The sequence below is a fragment of the Candidatus Amarobacter glycogenicus genome (genome assembly GCF_016704105.1).
Taxonomy (GTDB): Bacteria; Chloroflexota; Dehalococcoidia; order Tepidiformales; family Tepidiformaceae; genus Amarobacter; species Amarobacter glycogenicus.
Genome location: NZ_JADJAT010000021.1, coordinates 1 through 14866, shown reverse-complemented (window position 1 = coordinate 14866; position 14866 = coordinate 1). Strand labels below are relative to the sequence as shown.

18 protein-coding genes and 1 pseudogene are annotated in these 14866 nt (G+C 66.1%); 10 read left to right on the top strand and 9 right to left on the bottom strand.

Annotated features, from left to right (window positions below; genetic code table 11):
- The 5 genes from IPG14_RS16850 to rpsF all read right to left on the bottom strand — a co-directional run bounded on the left by IPG14_RS16850 (position 1) and on the right by rpsF (position 3773).
- Positions 1-1365, bottom strand: coding sequence for a homoserine dehydrogenase (locus IPG14_RS16850; RefSeq protein WP_343385814.1), 1365 nt, complete (start codon positions 1363-1365; stop codon positions 1-3).
- Entirely contained in the window at positions 1346-2353 is a 1008-nt protein-coding gene (locus IPG14_RS16845) for a SurA N-terminal domain-containing protein (protein ID WP_343385815.1), read from the bottom strand. The genes IPG14_RS16850 and IPG14_RS16845 overlap by 20 nt, the downstream gene beginning before the upstream one ends.
- Before the next feature lie 36 nt (positions 2354-2389).
- Positions 2390-2710 carry a 30S ribosomal protein S18 gene (gene rpsR / locus IPG14_RS16840; RefSeq protein ID WP_343385816.1) on the bottom strand — a complete coding sequence of 107 codons (321 nt, stop codon included), beginning with the start codon at positions 2708-2710 and terminating at the stop codon, positions 2390-2392.
- Between the two features lie 82 nt (positions 2711-2792).
- Complete coding sequence (ssb, locus tag IPG14_RS16835) at positions 2793-3251, bottom strand: single-stranded DNA-binding protein (RefSeq protein ID WP_343385817.1); 459 nt, start codon at positions 3249-3251, stop codon at positions 2793-2795.
- 12 nt (positions 3252-3263) lie between these two features.
- Positions 3264-3773, bottom strand: a complete 510-nt coding sequence (rpsF, locus tag IPG14_RS16830; RefSeq protein WP_343392598.1) for a 30S ribosomal protein S6 — start codon at positions 3771-3773, stop codon at positions 3264-3266.
- A 154-nt stretch (positions 3774-3927) separates the two neighbouring features.
- Between rpsF and IPG14_RS16825 the strand changes: the two genes are divergently transcribed.
- Positions 3928-4497, top strand: a complete 570-nt coding sequence (locus IPG14_RS16825; RefSeq protein ID WP_343385819.1) for a methyltransferase domain-containing protein — start codon at positions 3928-3930, stop codon at positions 4495-4497.
- A 33-nt stretch (positions 4498-4530) separates the two neighbouring features.
- Here the strand turns inward: IPG14_RS16825 and glyA are convergent, their stop codons facing one another.
- Together glyA and IPG14_RS16815 are read right to left on the bottom strand one after the other, a co-directional pair.
- Entirely contained in the window at positions 4531-5787 is a 1257-nt protein-coding gene (gene glyA / locus IPG14_RS16820) for a serine hydroxymethyltransferase (protein ID WP_343392597.1), read from the bottom strand.
- Between the two features lie 75 nt (positions 5788-5862).
- Complete coding sequence (locus tag IPG14_RS16815) at positions 5863-6501, bottom strand: nitroreductase family protein (protein ID WP_343385821.1); 639 nt, start codon at positions 6499-6501, stop codon at positions 5863-5865.
- Between the two features lie 98 nt (positions 6502-6599).
- On the opposite strand from IPG14_RS16815, the gene IPG14_RS16810 reads away from it, so the two are divergent.
- From IPG14_RS16810 to IPG14_RS16770, 9 genes are all read left to right on the top strand, one after another.
- Entirely contained in the window at positions 6600-7583 is a 984-nt protein-coding gene (locus tag IPG14_RS16810) for a hypothetical protein (protein ID WP_343392596.1), read from the top strand.
- A 29-nt stretch (positions 7584-7612) separates the two neighbouring features.
- Positions 7613-8008, top strand: coding sequence for a RidA family protein (locus IPG14_RS16805; RefSeq protein ID WP_343392595.1), 396 nt, complete (start codon positions 7613-7615; stop codon positions 8006-8008).
- A 111-nt stretch (positions 8009-8119) separates the two neighbouring features.
- On the top strand, positions 8120-9067 hold the full coding sequence (gene ccsA, locus IPG14_RS16800; RefSeq protein ID WP_343385824.1) for a cytochrome c biogenesis protein CcsA: 948 nt from the start codon (positions 8120-8122) through the stop codon (positions 9065-9067).
- 35 nt (positions 9068-9102) lie between these two features.
- Positions 9103-9345: a hypothetical protein gene (locus IPG14_RS16795; protein WP_343392594.1), complete on the top strand. Its 243-nt coding sequence runs from the start codon at positions 9103-9105 to the stop codon at positions 9343-9345.
- Positions 9333-9737: a PIN domain-containing protein gene (locus tag IPG14_RS16790; protein ID WP_343385826.1), complete on the top strand. Its 405-nt coding sequence runs from the start codon at positions 9333-9335 to the stop codon at positions 9735-9737. The genes IPG14_RS16795 and IPG14_RS16790 overlap by 13 nt, the downstream gene beginning before the upstream one ends.
- Before the next feature lie 52 nt (positions 9738-9789).
- Positions 9790-10632 (top strand): aminoglycoside phosphotransferase family protein, encoded by an 843-nt coding sequence (locus IPG14_RS16785; protein WP_343392593.1) that lies wholly within the window; start codon positions 9790-9792, stop codon positions 10630-10632.
- A gap of 76 nt (positions 10633-10708) precedes the next feature.
- Positions 10709-11581: a PAC2 family protein gene (locus IPG14_RS16780; protein WP_343385828.1), complete on the top strand. Its 873-nt coding sequence runs from the start codon at positions 10709-10711 to the stop codon at positions 11579-11581.
- Between the two features lie 15 nt (positions 11582-11596).
- Positions 11597-12118: a hypothetical protein gene (locus tag IPG14_RS16775; RefSeq protein ID WP_343385829.1), complete on the top strand. Its 522-nt coding sequence runs from the start codon at positions 11597-11599 to the stop codon at positions 12116-12118.
- A gap of 55 nt (positions 12119-12173) precedes the next feature.
- Entirely contained in the window at positions 12174-12605 is a 432-nt protein-coding gene (locus IPG14_RS16770) for a stress response translation initiation inhibitor YciH (protein ID WP_343392592.1), read from the top strand.
- A gap of 579 nt (positions 12606-13184) precedes the next feature.
- Here the strand turns inward: IPG14_RS16770 and IPG14_RS16765 are convergent.
- Together IPG14_RS16765 and IPG14_RS16760 are read right to left on the bottom strand one after the other, a co-directional pair.
- Positions 13185-13409, bottom strand: coding sequence for a hypothetical protein (locus IPG14_RS16765; protein ID WP_343392591.1), 225 nt, complete (start codon positions 13407-13409; stop codon positions 13185-13187).
- 1109 nt (positions 13410-14518) lie between these two features.
- A pseudogene (locus IPG14_RS16760) lies at positions 14519-14866 on the bottom strand (restriction endonuclease); the annotation flags it as partial.

Genomic DNA, 14866 nt, shown 5'->3' with positions numbered 1-14866 from the left:
CTAGCCCTCCACGCGGAGGAACGACGACACCTGGTTCACCACCGGCAGCGCTTCGATGGCGCGCAGCGCAGTCCGCATCGAACCTTCCTTGGCCCGGTGCGTCATGATCACCAGTTCCGCCGTCTGAGCATCCGAATCCGCTTCCTTCTGGCTCACGGCGGCGATGCTCACGGAGTGGTCTCCGAGCGTCTGGGCGATCTGGGCGAGCACTCCGGGCCTGTCGTTCACGGTCACGCGCACATAGTACCGCGTGTGCAGGTGTTCCAGCCCGAGCACCGGGAGGTCGCCTTCCGGGCCCCAGTACTTCCGTTCCCGGTTGCCGAGGACGATCGCATGCGAAAGATCGAGCAGGTCGGCGACGACAGCCGAGCTTGTCGGTTCCGCCCCGGCGCCCCGTCCCTGGAAGAGCACCGTCCCCGTCAGGTCGCCTTCGATCTGGACGGCGTTATAAACGCCGTCCACCTTTGCGAGCGGCTCGGTATTCGGAATGAAGGCCGGTGCGACGCGGGCAACGATGCCGCCGTCGATGCGCTCCGCTATAGCCAGCAGCTTGATCACGTATCCGAGTTCCTGGGCGTACTGGAAGTCCCGGGGATGGAGCTTTGTGATGCCCGTAGTGTCGATCTGGCTGGGGCGCACGCGGCTGCGGAAGCCCAGGGTCGCCATGATCGCCAGCTTGTAGGCGGCGTCGTAGCCCTCCACGTCGTTCGTCGGGTCGGACTCCGCGTAGCCCAGGCGCTGGGCGTCGGCGAGGGCCTCGGCGAAACCCGCTCCGCCTGGGGGCTCGATGCCCTGCGCGCGCAGTGCCTGGCCGACAGCTCCGGTCCGGGCCAATCCGGTGAGGATGTAGTTGGTCGTCCCGTTGATGATCGCCCGGATCGACGCGATCCGGTTCGCCAGGAGGTCCCGGCGCAGTGGCGCGATGAGCGGGATCCCGCCCCCCACGCTCGCCTCGAACATGATGTCGAGTCCGCGGCTGTGGGCTTCAGCCAGCAACTCCGGCCCGGATTTCGCCATCAGTTCCTTGTTCGCCGTCACCACATGCTTGCCCGCCTGAAGGGCGGCACGGATAAACGAACCGGCCGGCTCTTCGCCACCGATGACTTCCACGATGATGTCGATCGACGGGTCGCCGAGCACATCGTTGACGTCGGTTGTCAGCAAACCGGCCGGCAAGTCGACTGTCCGGGGCTTCGAAAGGTCACGGACGGCCGCGCGCCGCACGACCAACGACGCCCCCACCTGGCGGGCGAAGTAATCCTTCCGCTCGATGAGCGCCTGGGCCACGCCGCCGCCAACGACGCCCAGCCCGATCAGGCCAACGCCGATTTCACGCGCCCCGGCGTCAGTCCCCTGCGTGCTCATTCGCCCATTCGTAGTCGCGGCTGTCCATATCGAGCTTGATGGTGACGCCTGATCGCTTGGCGGCAACTCCATCCTGGAGGGCGAAGTCGGCCAACTGCCCTTTCTGCGTCTCGGTGTAGACCCCCTGGGTATCACGCTTCTCGATGCGGAACACCCAGAAGCTCCCGGCGACTTCCAGCGGGCCGATGAGATCGGAGCCCGCGGATTTGCCATCGATGGCCGCCCGGACCGCATCGGGCAGCATGCGTGTTGGCGTGGGTTCCATCAGTCCGTCATTCTGACGGGAAGAGATGTCGGTCGAAGCCGCCTGGGCGACGGACCCAAGGTTTTCGCCGGTGTTCACCCGTGCCAGGACCTTGTCGGCATCCTCTTTCGACGCGAGGACAACGGCTCGGAGGGTCACGACTTCGCCGGTATTTCCGATCTCCTCGGCGAGCTTCGCCTTCAGTTTGTTGATGTAGACCTGGGCCTCGGTGTACCGGCGATAGGCGCCATCGCTCATCTTCACCGTCGTCAGCCGCTGCCGGTAAAGCGTGTCGAACGTGCTACCGGCGCCGCCCGCGGGCACACCCAGTTGGGCCGCGATCTCCGCCGACGTTTCCTCGTCGGAGACGGTGATGCCCTTCTCTTGTGCGAGGATCTTCGCCAGCGCCTCGTCCTCCAGCTCGGTGAGCAACGTCTGCTCGAGGATTGAGACGTTCGTTCCCGTGCCGGCGTTGGATTGCGCCGCAAGGAACAGCCGGTCTGTGTAGTACCTCAGCGAGTACTTCTCTTCCCCAACGCGGAGGATCGTCTTGTCCGGGTGGAGGTAGTTGGCTTCGAACCAGCGATACCCGAAAACCAGGACGAGGACGGCGATGAGCAAGCCACCGACCGCCCAGACAGCACGAAGCTGCTGGCCCTCGTCCATCGAGAACCGGCTCTTCGATTTTGCTTCCTTGCGGGGACGTGGCCGGGGCAGGCCGGTTGTTCGGTCACGACGGGCCATGGGTCTCCTCGGAGGGCGGGGCGCCCGGGGTGGTGCTTAGCCTCGTATTGGGAAGACGCCGGTCTGGCGCACGTGCGCGAGCGTGTAGGGCAGCAAGGCGAGGTGGCGTGCCCGCTTAATCGCCGTGCACACGAGCCGCTGGTGCTTCAGGCAGGTGCCCGTCTTGCGCCGCGGTTCGATCTTGCCACGGTCGCTGATGTACATGCGCAGGCGGCCAACATCTTTGTAGTCGGCGCCCTTGATCTTGTCGACGCAGAAGCGGCAGACCTTGCGACGGCCGCCGTAACGCGGGCGCTGTGGCCGCGCGGGCCGATCGCCCCCTTCGGAGCTTCGTTCAGAACGTTCTTCAGATGCCATGGTGTATTCCTTCCCGATGGGTTCGACCCTCCTCTTGGGAGGGACCGGGTGGGGCGGGCGCAGAGGCGCCCGCGGGAGTCGGTTATTCGAAGGGCAGGTCGTCGACTTCCATGTCGCCGCCGCGACTGAAGCCTCCGGCGCGGGGGCGGGCGGGAGTACCGCTGCCCCACTCGTCGCCGCCACCGCCGCTCGCCTGGCCGCCGCCTTCGCGGCTGCCGAGGAGCTGGACGACGTTGGCGACAACCTCGGTCATGTAGTGCTTCTGGCCGTCATCGCCATCCCAGCTGCGGGTCTGCAGGCGGCCCTCAAGGTAGAGCTGCTTGCCCTTGGTGATGTACTGCGAAACCCGTTCGGCCTGGTCGCCCCAAATGAGAATGTTGAACCACTCAGTGTTGTCTTCCCATTCGTTGGTCTGCTGGTTGCGCCGCCGGTTGTTCACCGCGAGCGAGAACTTGCATTGCGGGGTGCCCGACGCCATGTACCGCAGTTCGGCGTCTTTCCCTGCGTTACCAATGAGCATGACTTTGTTCAGGCCGGCCATGGTTTCGTTTCCTTATTCTTCGGCGGGTGCTTCCGCCTCGGCTGCAGGCGCTTCCGCTTCGGCAACAGCTTCCGCGGGCGCTTCGGCCTTGGCGGGGGCGGCTACCTCAGGCTCCGCTGCAGGAGCAGCCTCGGCTGGTGCAGGCGCTTCTTCCGCAACGGCGGGGGCGGCAGCCGGCGCTTCCGCGCTTGCGATGGGCTGACGGGGCTCTCGCGGCGGCGGCGGCGGCGGCAGTTCGTCGGCACGCACCGCCAGGTGGCGGTACACCTTCTCGTCGATCTTCAGCGCAGCCTCCAGGGAGGCCAAGCTCGATGGGTCGAAATCGATCCGGGTAACCACGTAGTCGCCGTCGATCGCGCGGCCAATCGGGTAGGCCATACGGCGACGGCCCCAGTGGTCAACTTTGAGCATCTTCCCGCCTCGGCCTTCAACAAGGCTGGTGAGGCGCTGGGGGCCCGCATCCGGACCACCCGTTTCAGCGACGGCAAGGTCATAGACCACCGTCAGTTCATATTCCCTCATGAATCCTCAAGCCGGGCGATGGGTTTGTCCTCAACAGAAGAGGACCGGGCTCCCGGCGCGAACGCACAAGGTACCACGCGACAATCTTCGGCTCAACGCAGCGGAATACTCGCCAACCGTGTGACCACGCCCCGCGACCCGCTAGACTCCCGTGATGAACCGATACCACCGGAGATTCTGCAGTTCCGTCGAATGGGGCAAGACCCTGAAGTCCACGGTCATCCCGTGGGTCCTTCGCGAGTACGACCTCGGGCAGAATGTCCTCGAAATCGGGCCGGGGCCCGGGCTGGCGACCGACGTCCTTCGCGAACGGTTCGAACACCTTACGAGCATCGAGATCGACGACCGCCTCGCCGAAAGCCTGGCCGCGCGCATGCACGGGACGAACGTTGATGTCCGCCATGGCGATGCCACCGAAATGCCCTTCGCCGACGCCTCGTTCAGCGGCGCAGTCTCGATGACCATGCTGCACCACGTGCCTTCGCCAGAACTACAGGATCGCCTCCTGGCGGAGACGTTCCGGGTCCTCCGGCCGGGCGGCACGTTCGCCGGCTCCGATAGCACCCTGAACTTGAAGTTCCGGTTCTCGCACCTCTTCGACACGATGGTCATCGTGCCGCCCGCAACTTTCGAAGAACGCCTCCGGCGCGCGGGTTTCAGCGAAGTGGCAATCCGCGAAGGCAAGGGCGCCTTCCGGTTCCGGGCGGTCAAACCCTCGGCCTGAGCGCTTCCCCCAGCTTTGGCGGCGGGCCGTGAGTCAGACGGCGATCGCGTCAGTGATCCCCGGCACGGGATAGGCCCGCGCAAACTCCGCCACTTCGGCGTTGACCGCCTCGCGCACACCGGCACCATCCGGGTCTTTCAGGACGCGGACGATCCACTTGCCAACGCGACGCATCTCGTCTTCCTTCATCCCCCGCGAAGTGAGCGCGGGCGTGCCCATGCGCAGTCCGCTGGTGATGTAGGCCGACCGCTGGTCGTAGGGAATGGTGTTGCGGTTGGTGATGATCCCTGCCCCCTGGAGCGCGTTCTGGGCCTTGAGACCACTGATATCGACCGAGTTGCAGTCGACCAGGAGCAGGTGGTTATCCGAACCGCCGGAGACGAGGCGAACGCCGCCGGAAACAAGTTCTTCGGCGAGTGCGCTGGCGTTGGCCACAATCTGCTTCGCATAGACCGTGAATTCGGGCCTGAGGGCCTCCGCGAAGGCAACCGCTTTGGCCGCGATGCTGTGGAGATGCGGCCCACCCTGGGTGCCCGGAAAGACGCCGCGGTCGAGCGCGTCCGCGTGTTCCAGCTTCGAAAGCGCGAGTGCACCGCGCGGACCGCGAAGGGTCTTGTGGGTGGTGGTGGTCACGACATCGGCGTAGGGGGCAGGCGACATGTGGACGCCACCCGCCACGAGGCCGGCGATGTGCGACATGTCGACCATGAGCAAGGCGCCCGATTCGCGGGCAATCTCGCCAAAGGCCGCGAAATCGATCGCACGGGGATAGGCCGTCGCACCGGCGACGATGATCTTCGGCCGCGATTCGTTCGCGAGGCGGCGGACGACGGCCATGTCGATGGTTTCGCTTTCGCGGTCGACGGTGTAGGGGACGAAGTGGTAGAGGCGGCCGCTGAAGTTGACGGGCGAGCCGTGGGTGAGGTGCCCGCCCTGGCTCAGCTCCATACCCATGATGGTGTCGCCGGGGTTCACGAAGGCCTGGTAGACGGCCATATTGGCCTCGGCGCCGCTGGTGGGCTGCACGTTCGCGTGTTCCACGCGGAAGAGCCGCTTCGCGCGGTCGATGGCCAGGTTTTCGAGTTCGTCGCTGAACTGGTTGCCGGCGTAGTAGCGCTTGCCCGGGTAACCCTCGGCGTATTTGTTCGTGAATACCGAACCGGTTGCCTCGAGGACGGCTGCGCTGGCGTAGTTTTCACTCGCGATCATCTCGAGCGACTCGACCTGGCGCGTTCGTTCGTGCTCGATGATCCCGGCTACTTCGGGATCCAGGCGGGAGAGTGCGGACATAGGAGCCTCCGCTGGTTCGGTGGTGGGAGTCCTTCAAGAGTAGAGGCAGATCGGGGGTGGGTGAAGCGACGCCCCCTACGACCAGCGATCCCAGCGCATGATCTCGCTGACCGGCTTGCGCGTGACTGGACCGAAGTTCCCCATCGGGTAGCCCACCGGGATCACACAGAACGGCACGATCGCTTCGGGCAGCGCCAGGACTTCGCGGGCTTCGGCCCGGTCGGCAATGGCGAAGGTCGTCGGAGTCGCTGCCAGTCCAAGAGCGCGCGCGGCGAGCAGCAGGTTCTGGACCCCGGGCCAGATGGAGCCACCGGCCCCGGCCCCGGCCGCGAACGAATCGCGAAGTGGCAGCGCCACCTGCAGGCAGGCGATCACGATGGCCGGGATGTCGGCGAAGTGCTCAGCCTGCCAGCGCACGGCTTCCAGCATCCGCGCGCGCTTGGCCTCGGACTGGTGGGGAAGCGAGCCTGCGCGGCCGCCGGATGGGCCGGTGTATGCCTCGAAAACGCGGCGGTTCATCTCCGCCAGCTTCTCCTTCTGAGCACGATCCCGGACGACGATCCAGCGCCCGTTTTGCTGGTTCGAACCAGAGGCGGCCTGGTTCGCCGCATCGATCAGCTTGACCAGTGTCTCTTCCGGCACGGGGTCTGGCTTGATCCGGCGCATGGCGCGGCAGTTGTAGAGGACGTCGAAGATTCCCATCTGGTTGGACATTCGGTGCGGCTCCCGGGTTGTAGTGCACTAACTGTAGCGAAGCGACCCGGATGCGCATCGCCTCCGATCCAATACGGGATCTGACCTACACTCGCATGGTGAAGCATGAGATCCGTGGCCTCCGCCTGGGCGAGAACTGGACGAGCGCCGCCGGCGCACTGGAAGGCATCCTGACCTACCTCGGGCAACCGCTGCCGCGGCATGCACTCATGGGCCTCACAGGACACGCCTGGCACACCTGCCTTGCGACTCGCGGCCAGGTTTCGGTGCTTCCATCCGGGCCCGCGGACCTGGACTGGCGGGCGATGGTCGAACGGTATGCACGCACGGGTTACCGCTGGGAACGATTCGGCCTCGAACTTCCGGCCGATAGCCCATGGGATGACCTGCGCTCGGCCGCCGTGGAGTGGGGGATCTCTCACCTCGATGCGGGCAGGCCGCTTCTCGGATGGGACTTTCACCTCCACGAACACGGCATCGTGGCCGGCTACGACCGAACGCGCGGCGGCTTCCTGGTGGAGGACATCCTGACGGCGGAGCTCGGCCCCTTCGTGCTCTGGGATGTCTGGCCAACGGCAGCAACCGGGAGAATCGAGCTCTTCGCGCCCGTCGAAGCCGTGGAATCTGACCCGTTGGAGACGATTGCTGGAGCTCTGCAGACAGCACTGGACTGTTTCGAAGGCAAGGACGGGCCGGAGGACGGCCAGCCCCGCGGTACGGCCGCAATCGAGGCGTGGGCCGACGCGTTTGACGGCGACACGGAGGTCGACAGGGCCGGAAACGCCTACACGCTCGTCGTGCTCCAGGCAGCCCGGATGGACGGTTCTGCGTTTCTCGCGGATCTCGCCGAGTCGATCCCGGACCTCGCCGCGCCTCTTGCCGCCGCCCGTGATGCCAGCCGCGAGCAGGTCAAAGCAGTGGCGCCACTGATCACCCTCTTCCCGTTCCCATCGGGAGGGCACGGCAACGTGAACAACCCCGGCCTCCGCCGAGCAGCGGCGATGGCGTTGCGCCGTGCGGCGAAACACGAGAGGGAAGCGGCGGCGAGCATCCGCGAGGCATTGGCACTGCTGGAGGGCTGACCCGGGAGCTTCCGGGTTAGAATCGCCCGGTGAAGACCTATCCCGTTTCTCCCAACCTCTCCACCCCACGGGGCTACAGCCACGTCGTTTCCACCAGCGGCGGCCGCACCATCTATGTCGCCGGACAGATAGCGATGGACAAGGACGGCAAGGTCGTCGGCGTTGGCGACCTGCGCGCGCAGACCACCCAGGTTTTCGAGAACGTGAAGGCCGCGCTCGCCGCCGCCGGAGCCACTCTTTCCGATGTGGTGAAGCAGAACACCTACATCGTGAACCTGAACGCCGAAGCCCTGCCCGTCATTCGGGAGGTGCGGGGGCAGTATTTCCCCGCCGAGAACCCGCCTGCCAGCACCCTTGTCGGTGTGACGGCGCTGGCCTTCGCTGACCTGCTGATCGAAGTCGAGGTCATCGCCGTCGTCGACTGACCAGTCCGCTGCTGCGCTGCCGGCGGGGTGGAACGCGGTAAACCCGGAGCCTCGCCGGCGCGCGCTCCCGACACCCGCGCGCTACCATTGTGACGCACGGAACAAGCGACTATGGCCGACCTCAGCATCTACCTCTTCTGGACCGGTATGGTCACCTCGCTCATCGCCGCCGGGCTATACGTGGCCTACGTCGCCAGCGCGTCGCTCGCTGTGCGCCGGATGAGCGCCCAGACGGCCGCCGGCACCCTCACCATCGCCCAGCCCAGCGGAGTCCCGAACGCGGGCATCGGGCGGCTCGCCACCACGTTCTCCTCCTTCACGGTCCTCTTCCTCGGGGGACAGGTGGCAGCACGCTGGTCGGCCACGGGACATGCACCCGTTTCAAACCTGTACGAGTTCACGGCTGCCTTCGCGTTCGGCATAGCCCTTGCCTACCTGGCCTTCGAGACGTACATCGGCAACCGTCGCTTTGGCCTCCTCGGCCTCCCGATCGTCGCCGCGATGCTCGGCATCGCCTCCATGTTCCCGTCTGAGATCACGCCGCTCATCCCGGCGCTCCAGAACGGGCCGCTCCTCACCATCCACGTCAGCGTGATGATGCTCTCCTACGCGATCCTCACCGTCTCGTTCTGCGGTGCGGCGGTCTACCTCGCGCAGGGCGGCGAAGGGCACCGCAGGTTCGCCTCGCTCCCGAGCGCGGAAGCGGCCGGCGACCTCGCCCACAAGGCTGTGCTGGCCGGCTTCCCGTTGCTCGGCCTCGGCATCGCCCTCGGCGCGTGGTGGGCGAACAGCGCCTGGGGACGCTACTGGGGCTGGGACCCGAAGGAGACCAGCGCGCTGGTCACGTGGCTCAGCATCGCGGCGTACTTCCATGCTCGCGCCGGCTCCGGCTCGGTGGCCGGGGCCCCGGGCATCCGTCGCATCGTCCCCGCGAAGGTGCGGCGAGGCTGGCGCCCGGACCCGATGTGGTGGCTCGTGATCATGTGGGCGCTCGTCATGTTCACCTATTTTGCGGTGAACCTCTGGGTAAGCGGCCTCCACAGCTACGCGGGGGTATAGCCGGATCGTCGCTCGCGACAAGCTACAATGTGCGCATGACCGTCAGGATAAGTGTCGACCGCCTGCCACCCGAAGTCGTCGAGGCACTCGACCGGGGTGACACCGTAGTGTTCGAACGCCTCGGGAAGGTCACTGCGGTCGCCCGGCCGGAGGAGACCAGCGGTTCACGGCTCTGGCATGAACTCGCGAAGCTTGCTCCCCTCGACTCCGAGTTCGAAGCCGATGTCGCCGCCCTGAGCAACGTCGTGGTGCCTCAGGGGTCGGCATGGGCGTCCTGATCGACACATCGTGGCTGATCGATGTCGAACGACGCCTTGTCCAAGATCCTCGGCTTGCCGCCGAGCTACCCGACGAGCCCTTCGTTAGTTCAATCACGATCGCCGAACTTCGTATGGGTGTAGAACTCTCCGACGCCGCCCATCGGCGGAACCGCGAAGCGTTCGTCGAGGTCCTCGTCCGCGAGGCGACCATCGTCGCGTTTGGCCTTGACGAGGCCGTTGCATACGGGCGGACTGCCGCCGCCCTACGTCAGGCCGGACAGCGTATCGGCGAACGCGACCTCATGATCGCCGCCACGGCACTCGCGAACGGGCACGAAGTCCTGACACTCAACCGGTCAGAGTTCGAACGAGTGCCTGGCCTCATGCTTCGCGAGTACCCTTCAAGCTGACGTTGGTCGTCGCACAATCGACCCGTGCGGAGAACCTCTGGAAAGGGCGACGATGGACCCGTCTCAATCCCAGGCGGCGGTGGAAGCCGCCAAATCGGTCGCATCCGCGCTCGGCCTTCGCGCCGAAGACGCGCTCTTGCTGCACAACTCGAACCGGATCGCGGTCCGTTTCTTGCCCTGCGACGTGCTGGCACGGGTAGGCCCTGCCAGGACTCACGGAGCCGACTTTGGGTTTGAACTCGAGGTCTCCCGCCGGCTCGCCGCGTCCGGCGCCCCATGCGGTGAGCCGGACCCTCGTGTAGCGCCGCGCACGTACGAGCGGGATGGATTCGCCATCACCTTCTGGACTTACTACGAGCCCGTTTCGCCCGAAACCTCCCCGCCTGATTTCGCACAGGCGCTTCATCGGCTGCACGCAGGCCTACGCAAGATGACTCTCCCAACGCCGCACTTCACGGATCGTGTCGCGGAAGCTCAGTCGCTGGTCGGAGACCCTGTTCTGACTCCGGAGCTCAGGGCCGCCGACCGGGAGCTGCTGGCGAACGCACTGCGAACCCTGCGGACCGCTGTCGTCCAGCGCGGGTCGAAGGAGCAGCTCCTCCACGGCGAACCGCACCCGGGCAACCTGCTCAACACCAGGGACGGCCCGCTGTTCATCGACCTCCAGACCGCATGCCGCGGCCCTGTCGAATTCGACGTCGCCCACGCGCCCGACGCGGTCGTCGCACACTATCCGAATCTGGATACCGAGCTGGTCGACCAGTGCCGACTCCTGAAGCTCGCCATGGTCGCCGCCTGGCGTTGGGACCGCAACGATGAGTTCCCGGACGGCCGCCGGATGGGGGAGGACTTGCTCCGGCAGTTGCGGGCCGCATCGGATCGTCTCCGCCTCTGAACCGACCGCTGACGGCTGGTCGGCGGATCCCCCTGCCCTAACCCCCTAACCCTCGCCCCGGCGTACAATGGCTTGCGTGGATGGATTTACCGTTAGCGAAGTCAGCGGGCTTCGTTCCCCCGTGGTGATCATGGCCTTCACCGGTTGGAGCGATACCGGCACCGTCACGACCGATGTCGCGAGCCACCTCATCGAAGCCTTCGACGCCGAGCGCTTCCTCACCGTCGACCCCGAGGACTACTACGTCTTCACCGACACGCGCCCCCACGTCCGCATCGACGAGGATGGCGTGCGGGCGCTCGATTGGCCCGACAACGAGGGCTTCGCCGCCCGGCTACCGGACAACGACCACGACCTCGTGATCGTCCGCGGCGTGGAGCCGAACCTGCGCTGGCGGACCTTCTCCGAGCGTCTCTCGGACGTGGTCGCGACGTTCGAACCTTCGCTCGTCTGCACGCTGGTGGCGCGCCCGGCGGCAACTCCCCACACACGGCCCATCCCGGTGACCGGCTCATCGGCCGACCCGCGCCTTTCGGCGAAGTACGGCCTGGGCCGTTCCCTCTACCAGGGCCCCACGGGCATCCTCGGGGTGCTGCACGATTCGCTGCGGCGGCGCGGGGCCGGGCTCATCAGCCTCGCGGCCGGCGTGCCCCACTACCTCAACGTCGAAGAGAACCCCGCCGCTACGCTCGCCCTCCTTCGGGCCCTCCAGCCGGTCATCGGCATCGCCCCACCGGAAGGGGACTTCGAGGACGAGATCGAGCGCTTCACCAGCCGTGTCGAGGAAGCTTCGCGCGGCGACACCCAGATCGGCGAGTACGTCCGTACGCTGGAAGAGCACTACGGCGAAGACCGCGAACCGGAAGCCGAATCCGGCGGAGACCTGCCTTCCGCCGACGACATCCTGCGCGATGTCGAGGACTTCCTCCGGGGCAGCAACGACCGTTAGCACGGAGGTCCCGCCATGGGAATCGCAACGCTCCTCTACAAACTGGCTTCGCCCTACGACGCCTACGTCGCCCATGTCTCGGAGTTGAACACCGCCCTTGAGCGGCTTCGTTACCAGAGCGAACGCGCCCTTGGCTACGAGGCCGGCCTTCACGGTTCGGTGCGCCTGATGCCCGGCGGGGCTGCCCGCGCCGAACGGGTCGATCGCTTCCGCGAACGCCTGGGCGATGCCGCCGCGAGCATGAGCGACGAGCAGTTCGAAGACTTCCTCGCGCACCTCGGCGGTGGCGAAGCGGCCAACGTCGAAGCCGACCGCGCCCGCGTGGTCGACCGCATGAGCACTGCCACGCGCGGCATCGAAGAGTACTTCGCCATCGCGGGCAAAGCCCTGGCAACGCTGGAAGAACGGGGGTACAACCCGAACCGTTCCGATATCGCCCGCCAGCTGCGCGAGAACCACCTGCCCATGCACACCGTCGGGGAGTACCGCCGCATCCTCCACGAACTCGGCACGAAGGTCGGTGTGCGGCCGAAGTGAGCCCCCACGCCCTTCCCCCTCTCCCATGCCCGGGCGAGGGGAGCGCCGACGACCAATGACTGACGAACGCAAGGCCAACTCGCGGCTGGTGTATTCGACCGATGGCGGGCGCGTCCCTCACCCCCCGTCCCCCTCTCCCAAGCCTGGGAGCGGGGGGGTCACGATGCCTCCGGCCGGCCTCACCAACCGCAAGCTCCCGCCCGCGCCCCCCGCGGCTAACGGCCAACGGCCAAAGGCCCCTCCGGACGACGGGATCGTCCGGGTGCAGCGGGACAAGAAGGGCCGGGGCGGCAAGACGGCGACGACGGTGACGGGCCTCCCGGGGAGCGAGCCGGAGCTGGACGCGCTGTTGAAGCAGTTGAAACAGTTCTGCGCGACCGGCGGCAGCCGCGAGGGCCGCGTGCTCGTGTTGCAGGGCGACCAGCGCGAGAAGCTGGTGCCGAAGCTGGTGGCGATGGGGCACAAGGCGAAGCTGGCGGGGGGATAGTCCCTCACCCCCCGACCCCCTCTCCCATGCCGGGCGAGGGGGAGGTGAAAGGCGAGACGCGGGCGAAAAACGAAAACACGTCGATTCTGCGTGGATCTGCATCGATTCTGCATTGGATCGCGTGACGTGACTGCATCGGTCCGCATGACGCGGTGGTCCCTCACCCCCCGACCCCCTCTCCCATGGCTGGGCGAGGGGGAGGTCCTTTGGCGTGTACCTGCGCGGGCGGCGTTTTTCCTGGGGTGCTGGAAGTGGTTGGAAGTGGTCGAGGCAGATTCGGATACGTAACTACTTGTGGTACTACTTGAGCGGGTCGAAGTAGTGGGCTGCAGGTGACGTGTCGTGAGGAGCGAGCAGCGGGCGATGAGCGGGGAGGGGACGGTAGCGAGCGAGCGGGCGGCGGGCATTTGGGGGGAGGGTGCGGGGGGTGGGGGCGGAGGTGGAAGGGGGCGGTGGCGCGAACACTCCGACCAGCAGGCGATCCGAAGAGCCGGTGCATGTCATCCTCTTCGCCGTGAATGGAACGGCGCGGCGGGGCGCCGCCCCGGCCGCCGAGAACCCGCGGCGAGTCTCCCCGATCTACCAGCCGACGGCGGGGGTCGCTCCCGCATCATCAGCGCGGACAGGGGGACCTCGGCCCCCCCCCACCCCGGGGGCGGCCGTCTGGGCGGTGGTGTAGGCGAGAACCTGCAACAGGTCTTCTCGGTGGGCGTCTCGGAGATCTTCATCGACCGACGTCCAGCGTTCGGCACGCTCGATCTCATCCCAGTGGCTCTTGTACTTCGCATCCACCACTAACACCATGTCACCGCGTTCGAGGAGCAGGTCAGGAACCAGCGACTTCTGCGAACCAGAATACGGGGGGATCCCAAAACAACGGGGTCGTCGTCTGGAGGCGCCGACCCGAACGAACGCTGAAGCCGTGGCGGGGCGCCCATCCCGCCATCGAGGACGACAGCCAGTTCTCGAACACAAGCTCCATATCCAAGCGCCATGGCAACCCGGCCAATCCGAGGTGCCGGCGAGCCCCGTTGATCGATTGTCCAAAGCCCAGCCGTCAGGCCATCCCGAAGTTCTTGCGGAGACCAGAGGCCTTCGCATCCACGAGCTGACAACGGCGAGGCGACGGCCCGCGGCGACCACTTCTCGACTCTGTGGATCAGTAATTCGCAAACACCCAGCAGTGCGCTAGCGATTTCAGCGGACGCCTTCTGTTCCTCGAGCGAGGCTCGCTGAAGGCGCAGTACATGATGAACAAACCCCATCATTTCGGCGTCCACCCGGAGCTCCGGGTACCGGCAGGGTATCGCCGTCGCGCGGGCGCTCGGCACGTTCCTGGTCGCCCATCGTTGCCAATCAACGTTCCCTCTCGGTGCTTGCAGGTCCCCTTCGACACTCTCGAATCGCCGAGAGGTCGACTCTAGCAACGCGCTGAGACGGTCCAGGACGACGGTGGACAGTACCCACGGTGGCACCTGACGGTCTGAGTACGGAAGAGGCGGGAGCGACAGCAGCTTCGGCACCGTCTGCATTCCTGACTCAGCGAGGACTTTGCCTAAGCCCCCCCAGCGAAACCTTGGCCGAACTACCAGCCCGAGTTCCGGTCTGCCAGTCACGGGGGAGACGAGGGGAATTGCACCGATGGAGCTCGAAGTCTGTACGTTGATCTCTACCGCTCTTCCAGAGTGGCTGAGCCGTGCTTCCGCTCCAAGCAATGACAACGAATGGCGATTCAGATTGAGGAATTGCTCACCGAGCCGCGCGGCCACTCCCTCTGAGTCGCGAGGTTGCACTCCGCGGATCATTCTCGCGGGGGACCACGTTCTGACGCTTGTATCGGTCGCCTCGAACACCGGCGCGAGCTGGTCCCGGCGCCGCAGAGTGCGTTGGGTTTCGGGGAACGTCGCCATCCGTCAGAGGCTCTCGACCCACTGGATGTAGGCCCTAATCGATTCGGCGAATCCGGGGAGATAGCCCTGTGCGAGATACTCCTCCAACAGCGGCACCAGGTTCTGTTTCAACGTGGCTGGAGCCGTCCTTGATTCGCTGTCTAGGAAGTAAGAATGACCGGGAAGAAGGGCGAAGGCCTCGTCGGTCGCCCAATCCAAGAAGATAGCCGAGAGCCGGTCGAATGCTTCGAGCATGACAGGGGCACTTAGCGCTTCCACCACCTTCCTTTGTGGCCAGAGGCGAATGAATGCGAACCGTCTCCGAATCGCGACGTCGAGGATCGCGATACTGCGGTCGGCGCTGTTCATCGT